The sequence below is a fragment of the Chryseobacterium lathyri genome (genome assembly GCF_030812195.1).
Lineage (GTDB): Bacteria > Bacteroidota > Bacteroidia > Flavobacteriales > Weeksellaceae > Chryseobacterium > Chryseobacterium lathyri_A.
Genome location: NZ_JAUSSF010000001.1, coordinates 564,458 through 579,524, shown reverse-complemented (window position 1 = coordinate 579,524; position 15,067 = coordinate 564,458). Strand labels below are relative to the sequence as shown.

At 36.5% G+C, this 15,067-nt stretch carries 18 protein-coding genes; 12 read left to right on the top strand and 6 right to left on the bottom strand.

All coding sequences use genetic code 11. The features are described 5' to 3' along the window. Window positions 1-60: 60 nt before the first annotated feature. Window positions 61-456 (top strand): VOC family protein, encoded by a 396-nt coding sequence (locus J2T03_RS02710; protein WP_307209278.1) that lies wholly within the window; start codon window positions 61-63, stop codon window positions 454-456. A 94-nt stretch (window positions 457-550) separates the two neighbouring features. Here J2T03_RS02710 and J2T03_RS02705 read toward each other — a convergent pair whose 3' ends face one another. Further along, window positions 551-1,678, bottom strand: coding sequence for a terpene synthase family protein (locus J2T03_RS02705; protein WP_307209276.1), 1,128 nt, complete (start codon window positions 1,676-1,678; stop codon window positions 551-553). 283 nt (window positions 1,679-1,961) lie between these two features. On the opposite strand from J2T03_RS02705, the gene J2T03_RS02700 reads away from it, so the two are divergent. The 6 genes from J2T03_RS02700 (at window position 1,962) to J2T03_RS02675 (ending at window position 5,237) form a co-directional block, all read left to right on the top strand. After that, the gene (locus J2T03_RS02700; RefSeq protein WP_306842718.1) at window positions 1,962-2,282 is read left to right on the top strand and encodes an ArsR/SmtB family transcription factor; all 321 of its coding nucleotides are present in this window, start codon (window positions 1,962-1,964) and stop codon (window positions 2,280-2,282) included. Between the two features lie 43 nt (window positions 2,283-2,325). Beyond that, window positions 2,326-2,787 (top strand): SRPBCC family protein, encoded by a 462-nt coding sequence (locus J2T03_RS02695; protein WP_306842720.1) that lies wholly within the window; start codon window positions 2,326-2,328, stop codon window positions 2,785-2,787. Window positions 2,788-2,874: 87 nt separating this feature from the next. Then, on the top strand, window positions 2,875-3,453 hold the full coding sequence (locus J2T03_RS02690) for a YdeI/OmpD-associated family protein (RefSeq protein ID WP_307209275.1): 579 nt from the start codon (window positions 2,875-2,877) through the stop codon (window positions 3,451-3,453). A gap of 17 nt (window positions 3,454-3,470) precedes the next feature. Beyond that, the gene (locus J2T03_RS02685) at window positions 3,471-3,884 is read left to right on the top strand and encodes a DoxX family protein (RefSeq protein WP_307209273.1); all 414 of its coding nucleotides are present in this window, start codon (window positions 3,471-3,473) and stop codon (window positions 3,882-3,884) included. 48 nt (window positions 3,885-3,932) lie between these two features. Then, complete coding sequence (locus J2T03_RS02680) at window positions 3,933-4,490, top strand: DUF4256 domain-containing protein (RefSeq protein ID WP_307209271.1); 558 nt, start codon at window positions 3,933-3,935, stop codon at window positions 4,488-4,490. A gap of 246 nt (window positions 4,491-4,736) precedes the next feature. Beyond that, a complete protein-coding gene (locus J2T03_RS02675; protein ID WP_307209269.1) occupies window positions 4,737-5,237 on the top strand; it encodes a hypothetical protein in 501 nt (166 codons plus the stop codon). Between the two features lie 64 nt (window positions 5,238-5,301). On the opposite strand, the gene J2T03_RS02670 is transcribed toward J2T03_RS02675, so the two are convergent. After that, on the bottom strand, window positions 5,302-6,333 hold the full coding sequence (locus tag J2T03_RS02670) for a threonine aldolase family protein (RefSeq protein ID WP_307209267.1): 1,032 nt from the start codon (window positions 6,331-6,333) through the stop codon (window positions 5,302-5,304). 85 nt (window positions 6,334-6,418) lie between these two features. On the opposite strand from J2T03_RS02670, the gene J2T03_RS02665 reads away from it, so the two are divergent. After that, entirely contained in the window at window positions 6,419-7,072 is a 654-nt protein-coding gene (locus tag J2T03_RS02665; RefSeq protein WP_307209265.1) for a metal-dependent transcriptional regulator, read from the top strand. A gap of 36 nt (window positions 7,073-7,108) precedes the next feature. On the opposite strand, the gene J2T03_RS02660 is transcribed toward J2T03_RS02665, so the two are convergent. The 4 genes from J2T03_RS02660 to J2T03_RS02645 form a co-directional block, all read right to left on the bottom strand. Then, entirely contained in the window at window positions 7,109-8,275 is a 1,167-nt protein-coding gene (locus tag J2T03_RS02660; RefSeq protein WP_307209263.1) for an aminotransferase class V-fold PLP-dependent enzyme, read from the bottom strand. Between the two features lie 138 nt (window positions 8,276-8,413). After that, window positions 8,414-9,553 carry a hypothetical protein gene (locus tag J2T03_RS02655; RefSeq protein ID WP_306842731.1) on the bottom strand — a complete coding sequence of 380 codons (1,140 nt, stop codon included), beginning with the start codon at window positions 9,551-9,553 and terminating at the stop codon, window positions 8,414-8,416. A 27-nt stretch (window positions 9,554-9,580) separates the two neighbouring features. Next, a complete protein-coding gene (locus tag J2T03_RS02650; RefSeq protein WP_306842732.1) occupies window positions 9,581-10,483 on the bottom strand; it encodes a TssN family type VI secretion system protein in 903 nt (300 codons plus the stop codon). A gap of 54 nt (window positions 10,484-10,537) precedes the next feature. Beyond that, window positions 10,538-11,479, bottom strand: coding sequence for a type VI secretion system baseplate subunit TssG (locus tag J2T03_RS02645; protein WP_307209261.1), 942 nt, complete (start codon window positions 11,477-11,479; stop codon window positions 10,538-10,540). A gap of 374 nt (window positions 11,480-11,853) precedes the next feature. On the opposite strand from J2T03_RS02645, the gene J2T03_RS02640 reads away from it, so the two are divergent. The 4 genes from J2T03_RS02640 to J2T03_RS02625 all read left to right on the top strand — a co-directional run bounded on the left by J2T03_RS02640 (window position 11,854) and on the right by J2T03_RS02625 (window position 15,053). Continuing rightward, window positions 11,854-12,645: a S1/P1 nuclease gene (locus tag J2T03_RS02640; protein WP_306842736.1), complete on the top strand. Its 792-nt coding sequence runs from the start codon at window positions 11,854-11,856 to the stop codon at window positions 12,643-12,645. 302 nt (window positions 12,646-12,947) lie between these two features. Then, a complete protein-coding gene (locus tag J2T03_RS02635) occupies window positions 12,948-13,814 on the top strand; it encodes a sigma-70 family RNA polymerase sigma factor (RefSeq protein ID WP_002979276.1) in 867 nt (288 codons plus the stop codon). Between the two features lie 145 nt (window positions 13,815-13,959). Further along, window positions 13,960-14,553: a hypothetical protein gene (locus tag J2T03_RS02630; protein WP_307209259.1), complete on the top strand. Its 594-nt coding sequence runs from the start codon at window positions 13,960-13,962 to the stop codon at window positions 14,551-14,553. Window positions 14,554-14,555: 2 nt separating this feature from the next. Further along, window positions 14,556-15,053, top strand: a complete 498-nt coding sequence (locus J2T03_RS02625) for a GNAT family N-acetyltransferase (RefSeq protein ID WP_307209257.1) — start codon at window positions 14,556-14,558, stop codon at window positions 15,051-15,053. Window positions 15,054-15,067: the final 14 nt, after the last annotated feature.

Sequence of the window (15,067 nt, the reverse complement as noted above, 5' to 3'; positions counted from 1 at the left end):
CTTAATAATACCCGTTGTTTTAAAAATCAATACCTTTATTCTAACCAAAAATAGAATAATATGAAACCTAAAATGATCTGGGCGAATCTTGGGGTAACCAACCTTGAGCGTACCCAAAAATTCTATACAGAACTCGGATTCAAGCCTAATAATCCTAACTCATCTAATGAACTGGTCAGCTTTTTCTTCGGTGAAAATGAATTTATCATTCACTTTTTCCTTAAAGAAATACTGGAAGCCAATGTCAAAAATGTAAAATTCAGCGATGCACAGAGTCCCAACGAAATCATCTTCACCCTGTCAGCAGAAAGCATAGCACAGGCCGATCTGTGGGCCCAGGAAGTCGTACAAGCCGGCGGTATCATTGTTTCAGAACCTGAAAGCTTCGGAAACAATTATTATGGTTTTGTCTTCGCAGATCCTGATGGGCATAAGTTTAATGTATTCCATATGTAAGGGCAATAAGTTAATATCTTTCGCAAATCCGGCAGATGTTGCAGATCTCCATACATTCTCAATCCGCTTTAATCCTTAAAATCTGCGGAAAAGGCTATATTATTTCTGGACTATTACCGCTATCTTCATGATAAATTGTTCCCTCAGGACTCCATTCCATAAATCCTGTCGTAATTATTCCTTCCCAGTTTTTACCGTGGTACCTTTTACTTTGACGATGCCAATAAACATTTCCTGACATATAATATTCCATCCCATTAATGAATGTTTGAATAGAATTAGAAATGTTCTCTCCACTGTTATACCAAATATCTCTCACCCTTATATACTCACGATGTGTCCATTCAATTTGACTACATACTTCTTCTACAGCTTCTTGTATCTCCATTTTACCATTACTTACCAAAATGGCAATAATATTATTTACATTTTCCAATACACCTTCCTTTGCTTCCTTAAATAAAGAGAACAAATCATTAACTAAAGCTACCTGCCACGTACATAATCCTTCAAGTTCCTGTACTTTGGGATGATAATATTCCTCATCTGTCATTTCTACTTCATACAAATATTCTATCATCAATGTACAAGGTATAGACGCTAAACTATTGATACGATATGCTTTATAAGTCTCAATATCCAGATCTTTTTCTTTCCCTCGCATCTGAATTTGTATAGAAGCACTTTCCATATATTCTTTAAAACGGTTAATATATCTGTTTCGGGCAGCGGGAGACTGAGTTTTAAGTATTTTTTTCATATACTCAAAAGTAGCCCGCTGATAAGGGCTGGTGACTGTTTTCATTAAAATGTTCCGCATAAACTTTCTATGCCACGGTGTGTTATCTCTTAGTGTTTCTAAAAGTTTAATAGCCCCTTCCCAGTATTTTTTCCCAGTTTCAACATTTTCACCTCCATCCCCCCAAGGTTCATCAGCATGGTCATCATTGATACAATAGACTTGAAAATACTTACTGACAATACAAAATCTTTCTAAATTTTTCGTAAAAGGAAAACATAGAGCAGCCCAATATACTATATTACATTCAGTACTATGTATTGCTGCTTCACGAGTTTTAAAATTCCCTTTGTCCAAAGCCCAGTTGATTAGTTCATCTTTCATTTCTTCATTATAAAGCGGGCTACATTTTATTTCAAAAGGTTCGTAAAACTCTCTTAAATAAAACCGAATTGGACTTTTCATATTAATTATTTGGTTCATGATTTTGGTTTAGTATTAATCCAAATATATTAATTTATTTTGATAAAAATTAAAAGATTTAATTAAAATTAAAAATTAAACATAAATATACTACATTATGGATATAATAATGATAAATTAATATTTTGTATAGTCTATTGATTTTTTCAAAGCCATTGTCTATACCTAAAGGAACGATTTGGGTAGGTCAGAATTTTATTCAGGACAAGATTGATTAATTTCTCACAAAAAAACTTGCGTAGTCAAATAACTTCATTTAAATTTGTAGTCAAATAACTACACAATGAATTTAAGAAGAGATGTATTTCAGGCAATAGCAGACCCTACCAGAAGATCTATCCTGATGCTGGTTGCAGCACAGTCTATGACCGCCGGTGCTATCGCTTCCAATTTCGATACCGCAAGACCTACCGTTTCCAAACATCTACAAATTCTTACAGAATGTGAATTATTGAGATCTGAACAGAACGGACGAGAAATTATCTATCACCTTAATCCCAATAAAATGAAAGAAATAGCCGATTTTATAGAACCTTTCCGCAGGATGTGGGACGACAGATTCAACAAGCTAGAAAGCATCATGAAAACCTATAGCAATAAATGATAATCAATTCCTATTTCTTCAAAATACTAAAATACTCAAAATCATGGAATTAAAAACAAAAATTCACGCTGAAGATGGCAAACAGGAAATATTTATCATCAGGGAATTCGATCTTCCGGTTGAACTTCTTTTCAAAGCCTACACTGAACCGGAAATTTTTGAACAATGGATGGGCACCAAAGTCCTGAAAATGGAGAACAGGCCGCATGGAAGCTATCAGTTTCAGACATCCAGTCCTCAGGGCGATGTAGTTTTTAGTGCTAACGGAACAATCCATGAATTTATTCCTGAACACAAGATCACAAGGACTTTCCAGATGGAAAATACCCCCTTTCCTGTTCAGATCGAATTTTTAGAATTTGAGAAAATCACAGACAGTACCAGCAAAATTACCATCCATACAGTTTATAAATCTGTTGATTTCAGAGACCAAATGCTGAAACTACCTTTTGCACAGGGGCTTAATATGGCTCATAACCGACTTCAGGAATATTTTAGAAATTAGATGTAAGCTTTCAGATATCAGATGCTAGGAATTGATATGCTCTCCTACTCTTACATTAAAAATCTCAAACTCAAAACACTCACCATCATGAATCCAAAAGTTAATTTTTTCTTCGAAAATGCCGGCCAATGGCAGGAAGAATTTGAAAAATTAAGAACCATTGCCCTCAGCACCGAGCTTGTAGAAGATTTAAAGTGGGGCTGTCCCTGCTATACCTACGAAGGGAAAAATATTTTCCTGATCCATGGTTTTAAAGAATATTGTGCCCTGCTTTTCTTTAAAGGTACTTTGATGAAAGATCCCGATCATATTTTGATCCAGCAGTCTAAAAACGTACAGGCTGCAAGACAGATCCGTTTTACTGATGCAGCACAGATCAATGATTTGGAGCAGGTTCTTCGCAGTTATATGTTTGAAGCAGTAGAAATTGAAGAATCAGGTGCTAAAGTGGAAATGAAAAAAACAAAAGAGTTTGAAATGGCCGAAGAGTTTCAGAATAAACTGGATCAGAACCTGGCCTTACAGGAAGCTTTCAAAGCACTGACTCCAGGAAGACAAAGAGCCTACCTGCTCCACTTTTCCTCTGCAAAACAGTCCACAACCCGTGAAGCCCGTATTGAAAAATGCATCCCACAAATAATGGACGGAATAGGATTAAACGATTAATATTCAAAAACTATTTTATGGAAACACAGAACAAATCTCAAAAAAGAAAAAAGATCATCTACTGGATCTTCACGATCTGGATGGCATTGGGCATGGTATCTACAGCTATTGTCCAGCTTATGAAAAATGAGGATGAGCTCAAAAACTTTACCAATCTCGGCTATCCCGCTTACCTGATGATGATTATCGGAGTATGGAAAATTCTGGGCGTTATTGCTATACTAATCCCAAAACGCCCACTGCTTAAAGAATGGGCCTATGCCGGATTTTTCTTTGTAATGTCAGGAGCACTCATTTCTCATATCATTGTGGGAGATACTTTTGGAAGAACTTTTCCGGCTCTGTTATTGCTGATTTTAGTTATTATTTCATGGTATTTCAGACCTGCTGACAGGAAAATAGCTGTAATCAATTATTCGGAACAGGTATAAATGATCGGTAAGAACTAAACATTTAATCAAATATTAAAAAAAACTGACATGAGTAAAAAGAAACTGACAACCGAACAGAGCGCAGAGCTTTTAAAGGTATTGAAAACCCGTTTTGAGAAAAATATGAACCGTCATAAAAACCTGAACTGGGAAAAGATCCAGGAAAAACTGGAAACAGTCCCGGAAAAACTCTGGTCATTGAACGAAATGGAAGAAACGGAAGGAGAACCCGATGTGGTAGCCTATGATAAAAAAACAGACGAATATATCTTCTTCGACTGTTCTCCGGAGAGTCCAAAACGCCGAAGCCTGTGCTACGACTACCAGGCCTGGGAAGCCCGGAAAGCCAACAAACCCGAAAGCAATGTTATTGATAAAGCGAATGAAATGGGCATTGAATTATTAACAGAAGAGCAATACAGACAGCTGCAGGAACTCGGAAAGTTTGACCTGAAAACTTCCAGCTGGGTAAAAACTCCGGCAAATATCAGGGAACTGGGCGGAGCTATTTTCTGCGACCGTCGTTATAATACGGTTTTCATGTATCACAACGGAGCAGATTCTTATTATGCTGCAAGAGGTTTTAGAGGAGCATTAAAAGTTTAATAGAATATTTTTTTGATTACAGCAATCTATAATCAGAGCTTGTTTTAAATTTTTATTTTTTGAACTATTAAGCTATAATAAGGATTAACTTTCCTTTATTCCTTAAATTAATTCTTCCTTAATGGTTTAAATTTTTCATCAACTATATATAAACTAGCTTTATTTTATAACTATTTTTCTTTCATATCTAAATACTATTCCTAATTTAGTACATTGAAATTTGAATTTAATATAACAACATTAGATATGAAAAAATTAATCTTACTGGGGTCAGTATCGTTTTTTTTGATGAATTGTAATAAAAAAACAGAAACACCAGCTCCAAAAACTGAAACTGATACAGCAGCTGTCATTGAGCCTGTGGTAGATACACTCGGGCCAAAATCATTCTGCTATATCGGTGTTACAGGAAAAGACAGTGTTTTTGCCTCTATTGATGATAATCTTGGAACCATTACCGGAAAACTGGTCTATAAAAACCATGAAAAAGACAGTTCCAAAGGAGATGTAACCGGGTTTAAATCAGGAGATACCCTGAAATTAACCTATGAATTTCAGTCTGAAGGATCAAAAAGCAAAAGAGATATCTTCTTTATTCAGAAAGACAATACTTTAACAGAGGGAATCGGGGATCATAAAGAGGAAGACGGACAGTCTAAGTATGCGGATGAAAAAAAGATCAGCTATAAGGACGGGCAAAAACTGGAAACTGCCGACTGCAAAGTGGTCTTAAAAGCTTTAAAATAATATAAAAAGTAAAATTATACATTATTGAAAAAGGTGGCCTTGAAATTCTCAGCCACCTTTTTTACTAAAGTTCTTTCTGGATGATCTCTATAAAACGTTCTACTGCTTCATCAGCCGTATTCCAAGAAGTAATAAGGCGAATGGCAGAAGAGCTTTCATCTATCTTTTTCCAGACAAAAAATTCAAAATGTTCTGACAGGATTTTAATAAGATCATTATTGATAACAGGGAATATTTGGTTCGTATAGGTATCAGCAAGAAACTCTACTCCCCTTTCCTTAAGAGCATTTTTAATCTTCATAGCCTGATGGTTGGCATGTCTTGCCAAATCAAAATACAGATCGTCTTTCATCAGTTCCGTAAACTGGATGCCCAGAAGACGCCCTTTGGCCAGCAGCGCTCCTTTCTGCTTGATATTAAATGCAAAGTCCGGCTGTAAAACCGGGTTATTAATGACAATGGCCTCTCCTATCAATGCTCCGTTCTTTGTTCCACCCAGATAAAAAATATCCGTCAGTTCAGCTACCTTTTCCAGGGTAAGATCACTGATCTCAGCAGTAAGGCCATGTCCTAACCTGGCGCCATCCATAAACAGATACATCCCGTTCTGACGGCAAAAATCCGAAAGCTCTTCCAGCTCTTCGGCCAGATAAATCGTTCCCAGTTCTGTAGAATTTGATATATACACCAATTTTGGCATAACCTGATGCGGAATGTTGCTGTGGCTTTCCAATACCGGAACAATGTCTGAAGGTTTAAGCTTTCCGTCTGCTGTTTCAATGCTTAAAACCTTATGGCCTGTGGCTTCGATAGCTCCCGTTTCATTATTCAGAATATGGCCCGGCGCTGCAGATATTACACATTGATATGGCCTCAGAACTGAAGAAATCACAATCAGGTTTGCCTGCGTTCCTCCTGAAACCAGATAAACCTCCGAATCCGGATTATTAATTTTTTCTTTGATCAGTTTTTTTGCCTGCAGAGAATATTCATCTTCGCCGTATCCGGCCTGCTGCTCAAAGTTAGATTTTAAAAGTGCCTGTAGAATCTTCGGGTGACATCCCTCGGAATAATCGTTTTTAAAAGAAAATTTCATAGAGTAAAATTAAAAAAAGTTAAAATAACAAGACCCGATTTTACATAATATTTTGTTAGATTTGTATTGAAAATCATCTAACATTTTGAGAACAACATTAACAGAAGAAAATTATCTGAAGGCTTTGTTTCATCTAGTTGACAATGAAGGGAAAGTGACAATCAATGAGCTCAGCAAGTTTTTAAACGTAAAGATGCCGAGCGTCAATAACATGATGAAGAAGTTTGCCGACAAAAAATGGGTTGTCTATGAAACGTACAAACCGTTGGTCATTACAGACAACGGAAAACGTGAAGCTGCACTGGTAGTCCGCAAACACAGGCTTACCGAAATGTTCCTGGTAAAAAAAATGAACTTTGGCTGGGAAAATGTTCATGAGATCGCAGAACAGCTGGAGCATGTTCATTCACAAATCTTTTTCGATAAAATGGACGAAATCCTGGATCATCCTAAATTTGATCCGCACGGAGAGCCTATTCCTGATAAAGACGGAAATATTATTGCACAGAATCTGCAAAAACTGAGTGCCTGCAAAGTTGGAGAAACGGTAATATTTGCTTCAGTTACCCTTTCAGATGATGGCTTTTTAAGTTATTTAAATGACAGAAAATTGCTTCTGAATACCAGGATTAAGGTCGTTAAAATTGAAGATTTTGATAAATCAATGACCATTGAGATTGGAAACTCTAAAGAAATACTCAGTAGAAAAGCCACAGAAATAATACTGGTGAAGAAATAAGACATTATGGTGGCTTAGGGCGCAAAGCCACCATATCTAATATTCCAGCATTTTTACCACACTCTCAATTTCATCAGCAGTATTAAAATAATGCGGTGACAGACGAATTGCCCTATCCAGGTTTTTCAATGTAAAATCAATGAGTGCATTGCTTTTGTTGCTTACTGAAAAATATACATTGTTCTCTTTCAGTATTTTATAAATATTTTCAATGCTGCTGTCCGGGGCACAAAAGGTAACAATACTGCATAAATTTTTGCCCTGATCCAATATTTTGAAACCCTTATTATGAAGGCCAGTCCTCAAGCTTTCCGCCAACTTTTTATTATAATTCTCAATATTCTGCATACCAATTCCATTTGCATATTTTAAGGCTTCTGTAAATCCTAAAAGCGAACTGATAGAAGTTTCCCAGTGTTCGAATCTTTTTGCCGTTTTAAGCAGCTTATAATCATCGAAGTCTGTCCATTCTGCCCCTGCCATATCCAAAAATACCGGAGCCATATTCTTTTCTAAAACCCGGTCCGAAACATATAAAAATCCTGTTCCTCTGGGTCCCCGCATGAATTTCCGGCCTGTAGCAGTCAGGAAATCGCATCCTATTTTTTCAACATCTACAACCAGCTGGCCAACGGACTGGCAGGCATCAATAAGATATAAAACATCATACTGGCGACAGATCTTACCTACTCCTTCCACATTCTGAACCAGTCCGGAATTGGTGGGAATATGGGTAACTGCAACAAGCTTCGGATTGTATTTTTTGATTAAACTTTCAAGATCTTCCAGATCCAGCTCATGATCAGAAAGATTTTTCACCCTGATCAGCTTAACTCCCCTCTTTTTCTGCAGTGAAAAGAAAGCCATCTGATTCGAGATATAGTCGTCATTAGTTGTAATAATACAATCTCCATCTTTGAATTCAATACTGGACAAAGCTTTAGCGTAAGCATCGGTAGAACTAACCGTAAAAGCAATATTATCAGGCCGGGTATTGATGAGCTTTGCTGCTTCTGTATAAAATAAGCTGAGCCCGTCTGCATTCCTGTCAGCAGCTTCATAAGCACCATGTTGCTGCTCCAATAAAATATGATCGGTCATTGTTTTAACTACAATTTCCGTCATCAATGATCCTCCCGCACTGTTTAAGAATATTTTATCTTTACAGCCAGCCGTATCTTTTCTTATGATATTTAGATCCATGCTTTATTTTATTTTGGAATTGATTATTATTTGATCAGTAAACTGACAAACTAATCAATTATATTCTACACCTTTCAATATTTTATGCATAAAAAATCCCGAAAATTCAGTCCGGGATTTACATTTTAATCATTTTTATTAATCTAAAACACTCCAGCCTCTTTTCGGATTGGTATTTGAAGAAACTTCCTGTTCATTAACAATAATGTTTTCTTTTCTCTGACCGATATAATCAAGTTCACTTAATTTAGAGAAAATAATTTCCAGGCTGCGTAACATCTGCTGAATATACAATAATGGTTCTCCGCAATTATGGTGATCATAATTGGTTTCTGCTACGATAGAAAGCTGATTCAATAAGGTATGCGGAGCTATTTCACTCCACTCCAGGCTATAGTTCAGCATTTCTTCAAGCTCTGCAGGGACCAGAAGTTGGGTTGAATTATAAAGATGGAGGGCGAGTTTTGCAAATGCCTCAATCAAAAATACAGGCGGTTGCCACGGAATGATGTTTCTGAACTGGAAATACATATCTCCAAACGTATTCACCATTGTTGTACACAAAAATTTAACATTCTGTGCCAATGCTGTATTTTGGTTTTTGTGAGATGCTTTCTGAATGATTTTAAAAGCGTACTGCTGTAGATTTCCTATTGATTTTGCATAGCTGCTGTAGTAATCTATCAAAGCAGGATGACTTTGAATGGAGGTACACGGCGGAATAAAATTAGAATCTACCTGTGCAATATTTGCTTTTAAATCTACTTTTCCGATAATAAGATAGTTCCCTCCGGAATAGCTGCTGTTCAATGAAGTGACCGGAAGAAGCTCAATGTGATGATTCGGCTGTGCGTTTGGATGGCGTGGCGGAATTTCCTCAGGGTCAATATCCCCAAAAGGCACCTTATCAAAGGGATTTACAGAGATCAGGATATAATAATCGCCGTCTGCCTGCTCCTCGCTCATAGATTTTGCCAGTGACTTCACGCTTACTCTCCTGTCGCTCAGATCGATACGGTAACCTGCCATGGTAACGGCGCTGCATCTTTTGATAACAAGCTGCACGTCGTTGGTAGCGGTATTGTGAACATCAAATATTGTCTTGTCCGTAAATTCATTAGAAATAGGCAAAAGCCCATAATTATATGTATTGATTCTCAGTGAGCTGGAATCCCTTATCGTGTCAATTAAAAAATTATCCTGATCATTAAGGTGTCTCTGGGAAACTTTCATCCCATCTACCCAATTGATCGCAAAATGCTTAATAGGCTGTATCATAGTTAATACTTTTTAAATTTTCTGTGATTATGATTTTTTCAATACTCCTTCTTCCTCATGCTGGATAACTCTCTTGCAGATCACCACTTCATTTTCTGAAATGCTGTTCGTAGAGATATCCTGATCGAAATCAATATATTTTCTAAAGCTGAAAAACGATTTTTTGGTGTAGAAAATCCAATAATAAGGTTCTTTTTCTGTATCCGAAAGATGAATGATAGAATTCGGATTTTTATGATTGTAATCGTCTACAACCCTGTAAAACCAATCTCCGAAAGTGACTCCGGTTGGCAGTGTTTTGGCTTTGATCCTGAATCTGTTTGAATCTTCAAGGTTTTTACTCAGCTCAACATTCAATACCATTAATCTGTCAAAATCAGCCCCTTCAAAGTCCGGAAGCTTCTGGTCAGGAGAATATCTCCATGTTTTATAGATATCAAAGGGAATGCTTATAAACTGTACGTAACAGTAATAAAATACCATAGGAACAACAAAGATCAGCATACTTGTAGCAGCCATTACGGCATAGCCTGCACCTTTGCCTATCCAGTTAAAGATCAGTGTAAATAAATATCCTCCAAAAGCAATACACGTTAATGAAAGTATAGATTCAAACAAAATACTCATTGCTACAGAATCAATATGTTTTCTGAAATATTTATGCAGCAAATTAACATGGATAATACCAAAAATAAGATAAATAACCTGTGCAATAAGGTACCAGTAAGGATTAAAAAGGTTTCCTGCAAAACCGAAAATCCCCGGCAGTGCCAGACATAAACTGCACAGAAGAACATATATAATAATTACTTTAATTTTGATCGCAGGTTTGTTCCTCCTGATAATACCCAGAATGATCATCAAAATCACCGCGATTAAAGGCATTAGAATATACCTTAAAAAAATACCTTTTACTGAAGAAATTTCCATTAGTTTCTTTTCAAATTTATACTTTGTTGGTAGTTGTAAATATAATAAATTATTTTAGAGAAAAGTAGAGTATCCGAGACGGCTGGCATTTCTTTCATCGTCTTCAAGACTGAATGAATATTCTTCTTTCTCGGTAATAAAATTTTCCTCCACATCTACCGTTACCGGAAGAAAATAATCATATAAAGCCTGCAGAATATTTCTGAACGGGCTTCCGGAAATATATTTTTTCATTTCCGTATAAGGAATCGGGCCTATGTTAACTACCCAGTTCCGCTGCCCATCCATGTGTCTTCCGCTGGGAATATAGGTAACCCCAAGTTTGGAATTCCCCAACAGCATTGAATCATCATTTCTTTCTATCCTGTCAATAATATTCGGGGCAAAAGTAACTTCTACCGGTACCTGAAGAAAAGCGGTCATGCATCTTTCAAACCATCTTTTATCACCTCTGATCTGGTGAAAAAAGGGTAAAATGTAGATAAAAATATAGGCATTCTGCTTATCAAGCACTTTTATAAGGGGCCATAGCTCACTTACCGTGTCCAAAAGGGTATCTGTACTGCTTGAAATATCAAATTCGGATTCCTTGAGCAGGGAACTGATTTCCGTAAAAAAAACTTCCAGCTCGAAAGGACGGAAAAATTTACGGGCATCCTCTTCTACTTTTTTCTGCTTGCGGATCTCACGTACCACAGAATCTACATTCTTTCGGGAAGCTCCCAGAGACGGCGGATGAAACAGACCTTCCGGGAGGTAGTCATAAATACCTTCTCTATAGGTTTCTATGGTGAATACTTCCTCATCAAATCCCAAATAGCTGCTTGAAATACTTTTGATATCCTTGAGGTAAGCCCGGTCGTTGATTCCGATTCTTTCTATAAATATATTGCTTACTGCCCGCTGATATTTCAAAAGATTCACCGCCACGGCTTCAGCTTTGAAGTCGGTCTGCAGTTTATTGTAATACATGTCTACAATATTATTCTCATACATAGTGTTTCCTGTGATTATGACTTGTAAAGATAATATATCTCATAAGTTTGAAAAAATAATTTAGCTATAATTTTATCTTAAAAATACTAATTTATTGACATTAAAAGGAATATACTATAACAAATTCCGTAAAAATACGGTAATAACGGTCCATGCATGTTTGTGACTCAAAGTTTAAAATTAAATTTATCAGCTGATATGCAGACTTTTATGCCTGTTTTATCAGCATTTTAGATGCTGCTTAGAATTTTATCCTGTATTTCTTTATTCAGATTAATTTTTATTAACATTTTCTTGAAATAAGAAAGTGATGATAATTGATGCAGGTTTGGAAACCGGAACGTATCTTTGCAGCTTGTAAAATGTTATTTATAATGAAAAGTATTTATTCTAAAATTCTGATTTTAGCATTCATTTCATCTTCACTTTATTCTTATGCATGGGGGCTTACCGGGCACCGCGTTATTGCAGAGATCGCAGAAAACCATCTGTCCGGCAAAGCAAGAAGAGAAATAAGAAAAATAATGGGTAAGGAACGTCTTGCCTACTGGGCAAACTGGCCGGATTTCATCAAATCTGATACTACAGGGGTCTGGAAACAGGCTTCATCATGGCATTACGTGAATATTGATCCTCAGGCAGATTTTAAAGCTTTTGGTCAAAACCTGAAAATGCAGGCGGGTCCAAGCCTTTATACTCAGATAAATACTTTATCCAGCCAGATCAAAGATGAAAAAACTTCTGAAAAAGACAGAAAAATTGCCCTGATATTTCTTATCCATATTATGGGTGACCTCTCCCAGCCTCTTCACGTGGGAAGAGCCGAAGATCTGGGAGGAAACAAAATCAATGTAACCTATTTCGGAGATAAAACCAATCTTCACTCTGTATGGGACGGAAAACTGGTAGATTCACAGAAATACAGCTATACGGAATATGCCAATCTTTTAGACATCAAATCTAAGGAAGAAATAAAGCAGATCCAGGCCGGAACTGTAGAAGACTGGCTATATGATTCTCATAAAATAGCTAACAAAATCTACGCACAAACTCCAAATGATTCAAAATTATCATACGACTATCAGTATAAATTCAATGAGACGCTTGAAAGACAGCTTCTTTACGGAGGGCTGAGACTGGCCAAACTGTTGAATGAACTGTTTTAATGATTGACAGGTTTCAGGTTAATTTACTTGCTGATTCCTGATTAATCATTCTTCATAATATAAGCGGAGCTTCGGTTCCGCTTTTTTGTTGGATAAAAGCCGGAAGATGGCAATTAATTTTAAAGTTACACTCCTCTATCTGAAATGTCTAATATCCTTCATTTTGATTCCTGAATCTTGATTTCTGATTTTAGGTTCTTCTCTCTCCACACCTAAATTTAAAAAATAATTAAAATTGGTGTAACCTTTTTACCACTTCATACGTATAATATATAGTAACTCTTTTTTGAGGATAAAAATAGATGAGACAATTAAAAATCACTAAGCAGGTTACCAATAGGGAAACTGCTTCATTAGACAAGTATTTGCAGGAAATTGGTAAAGTGGAACTGATCACTGCGGACGAAGAAGTAGAATTGGCACAAAGAATACGTGCAGGCGACAGAGCAGCACTGGAGAAATTAATCAAAGCCAACCTTCGTTTCGTAGTTTCCGTATCTAAACAATACCAAAATCAAGGTCTTTCTTTACCCGATTTGATTAATGAAGGTAACCTAGGGCTGATGAAAGCAGCAAAAAGGTATGATGAAACTAGAGGTTTCAAATTTATCTCTTATGCGGTATGGTGGATTCGTCAGTCAATTTTACAGGCTCTAGCTGAACAATCAAGAATTGTAAGGCTTCCGTTGAATAAAATCGGCTCCATCAACAAAATTAATAAGGCATACGCTCACCTTGAACAGGAAAATGAAAGACCCCCTTCTCCGGAAGAACTGGCTGAAGTTCTTGACATGAGCGAGGAAGATATTAAAGAATCTATGAAAAACTCCGGAAGACACCTGTCCATGGATGCACCTTTAGTAGAAGGTGAAGATTCTAATCTTTATGATGTATTGCGTTCAGGAGAATCTCCAAGCCCGGACAAAGATCTGATGCTTGAGTCTCTTCAGATTGAAATCGAAAGAGCATTAAATACTTTGACACCAAGAGAGGCTGACTTAGTAAGACTATACTTCGGACTGAACGGAAAACACCCGATGACTTTAGAAGAAATCGGTGAAACTTTCGATCTTACAAGAGAAAGAGTACGTCAGATTAAAGAAAAAGCAATTAAGAGACTAAAACATAATACTAGAAGCAAGATCCTTAAATCTTATTTAGGTAAATAATTTTAGCGTAAAACAATGTATGCGGAGTCTGTTTCAGGCTCCGTTTTTTTGTCTGTTATTTTAAGAGTTACATTCAATTATAAAATACTGTAACAATCATTAAAGTACTTTCAACTAATAAGAGATAAAACCAAATCTAAAACTTATGAAAAAAATCCTTTTCGCTTCCGCCTTAGCCATATTAACAATTTCCTGTAAAGAAAATGAAGCCAGAAATGCTCCGGCTGTAGAAAATGCCGTTGACAATGCAGAATCATCTGTCTCCGGTTCATTAAAGAGCTACCGTAAAGGAGATATGGTTGATCAGATTTATTATGAACTGATCAAAAACGATAAAGCCCTGAAAGCCCTCGATAACAGGATTATAGAAATAAATGAAGAAAGCAGAAAAGTTCTGTCCGTTTATGGCGAAACCCTCCAAAAATCCGAATCTTTTTATCTTGATGCCCACAACCAGGCTGCTTCTATTAAAGATTCTCTTCTGAAACAACAGCTGGAGAAAGAAATTAAAATAAGTTCCGACCAGTATCATCTTAAAATCAGTGAAGTAAAGGAACTGATCGCCAAAGTAAATGCGAACAATGATAACGTAAGTAATCTGTATACTGCTTTTAAAATCAGGAAAACACTTCCGGAAATTGAAAAATACCAGAAGGCACATCCTTTGAAAACGGACAGTCTGGAAAGTTTCATCAACAAACAGAATCAATTGCTGAATGAACTGAAAAATTTAAAATAAAAATGAATTACACCACAACATGGCTTACGGATAATACGCGGACTGAAGAACTGGTTGATTTTTTTATTGCCCATAAAACAGATTCCTATATCTCTCACGGCGAAATAATTTCCGGAAGAGCTTTAGATTCTAGTCATTGGAATCCGGATCTTAAAGCAATATTGACCCATCAGCTTAATTCAGGTTTTGATGTGGATCATACGTCAAAAATAAATATCCTGATTGCTGAAAATGAGAAAGGGAAAATTATTGGAATGCTGATTTTCAATATTATTCGCGGATTTAAAAATTATGCAGTACTGGAAGATATGCTTTTAGATCAATCACTCAGAGGGCAGTCCCTCGGAAGTACACTGTTGGAAAAGGCTGTAGAAGAGTCCAAAAACTGGAATATCAGCTTTATGATGCTGGAAAGCGGGATCGGTAATACGGGTGCCCATCATTTTTTCAATAAATACGGATTTAAAAAAGTATCTGAAAACTATATTTTAAGCCTTTAAAAAATAAAATCCTA

Excerpts from the sequence above, each read along its gene's own strand:
- J2T03_RS02680 (WP_307209271.1), top strand. The coding sequence starts at position 3,933 with ATGAGTAAAAAGAAACTGACAACCGAACAGAGCGCAGAGCTTTTAAAG.
- J2T03_RS02640 (WP_306842736.1), top strand. The coding sequence starts at position 11,854 with ATGAAAAGTATTTATTCTAAAATTCTGATTTTAGCATTCATTTCATCT.
- J2T03_RS02685 (WP_307209273.1), top strand. The coding sequence starts at position 3,471 with ATGGAAACACAGAACAAATCTCAAAAAAGAAAAAAGATCATCTACTGG.
- J2T03_RS02705 (WP_307209276.1), bottom strand. The coding sequence starts at position 1,678 with ATGAACCAAATAATTAATATGAAAAGTCCAATTCGGTTTTATTTAAGA.
- J2T03_RS02660 (WP_307209263.1), bottom strand. The coding sequence starts at position 8,275 with ATGGATCTAAATATCATAAGAAAAGATACGGCTGGCTGTAAAGATAAA.
- J2T03_RS02630 (WP_307209259.1), top strand. The coding sequence starts at position 13,960 with ATGAAAAAAATCCTTTTCGCTTCCGCCTTAGCCATATTAACAATTTCC.
- J2T03_RS02650 (WP_306842732.1), bottom strand. The coding sequence starts at position 10,483 with ATGGAAATTTCTTCAGTAAAAGGTATTTTTTTAAGGTATATTCTAATG.
- J2T03_RS02700 (WP_306842718.1), top strand. The coding sequence starts at position 1,962 with ATGAATTTAAGAAGAGATGTATTTCAGGCAATAGCAGACCCTACCAGA.
- J2T03_RS02710 (WP_307209278.1), top strand. The coding sequence starts at position 61 with ATGAAACCTAAAATGATCTGGGCGAATCTTGGGGTAACCAACCTTGAG.
- J2T03_RS02690 (WP_307209275.1), top strand. The coding sequence starts at position 2,875 with ATGAATCCAAAAGTTAATTTTTTCTTCGAAAATGCCGGCCAATGGCAG.
- J2T03_RS02675 (WP_307209269.1), top strand. The coding sequence starts at position 4,737 with ATGAAAAAATTAATCTTACTGGGGTCAGTATCGTTTTTTTTGATGAAT.
- J2T03_RS02645 (WP_307209261.1), bottom strand. The coding sequence starts at position 11,479 with ATGTATGAGAATAATATTGTAGACATGTATTACAATAAACTGCAGACC.
- J2T03_RS02695 (WP_306842720.1), top strand. The coding sequence starts at position 2,326 with ATGGAATTAAAAACAAAAATTCACGCTGAAGATGGCAAACAGGAAATA.
- J2T03_RS02635 (WP_002979276.1), top strand. The coding sequence starts at position 12,948 with ATGAGACAATTAAAAATCACTAAGCAGGTTACCAATAGGGAAACTGCT.
- J2T03_RS02625 (WP_307209257.1), top strand. The coding sequence starts at position 14,556 with ATGAATTACACCACAACATGGCTTACGGATAATACGCGGACTGAAGAA.
- J2T03_RS02655 (WP_306842731.1), bottom strand. The coding sequence starts at position 9,553 with ATGATACAGCCTATTAAGCATTTTGCGATCAATTGGGTAGATGGGATG.
- J2T03_RS02670 (WP_307209267.1), bottom strand. The coding sequence starts at position 6,333 with ATGAAATTTTCTTTTAAAAACGATTATTCCGAGGGATGTCACCCGAAG.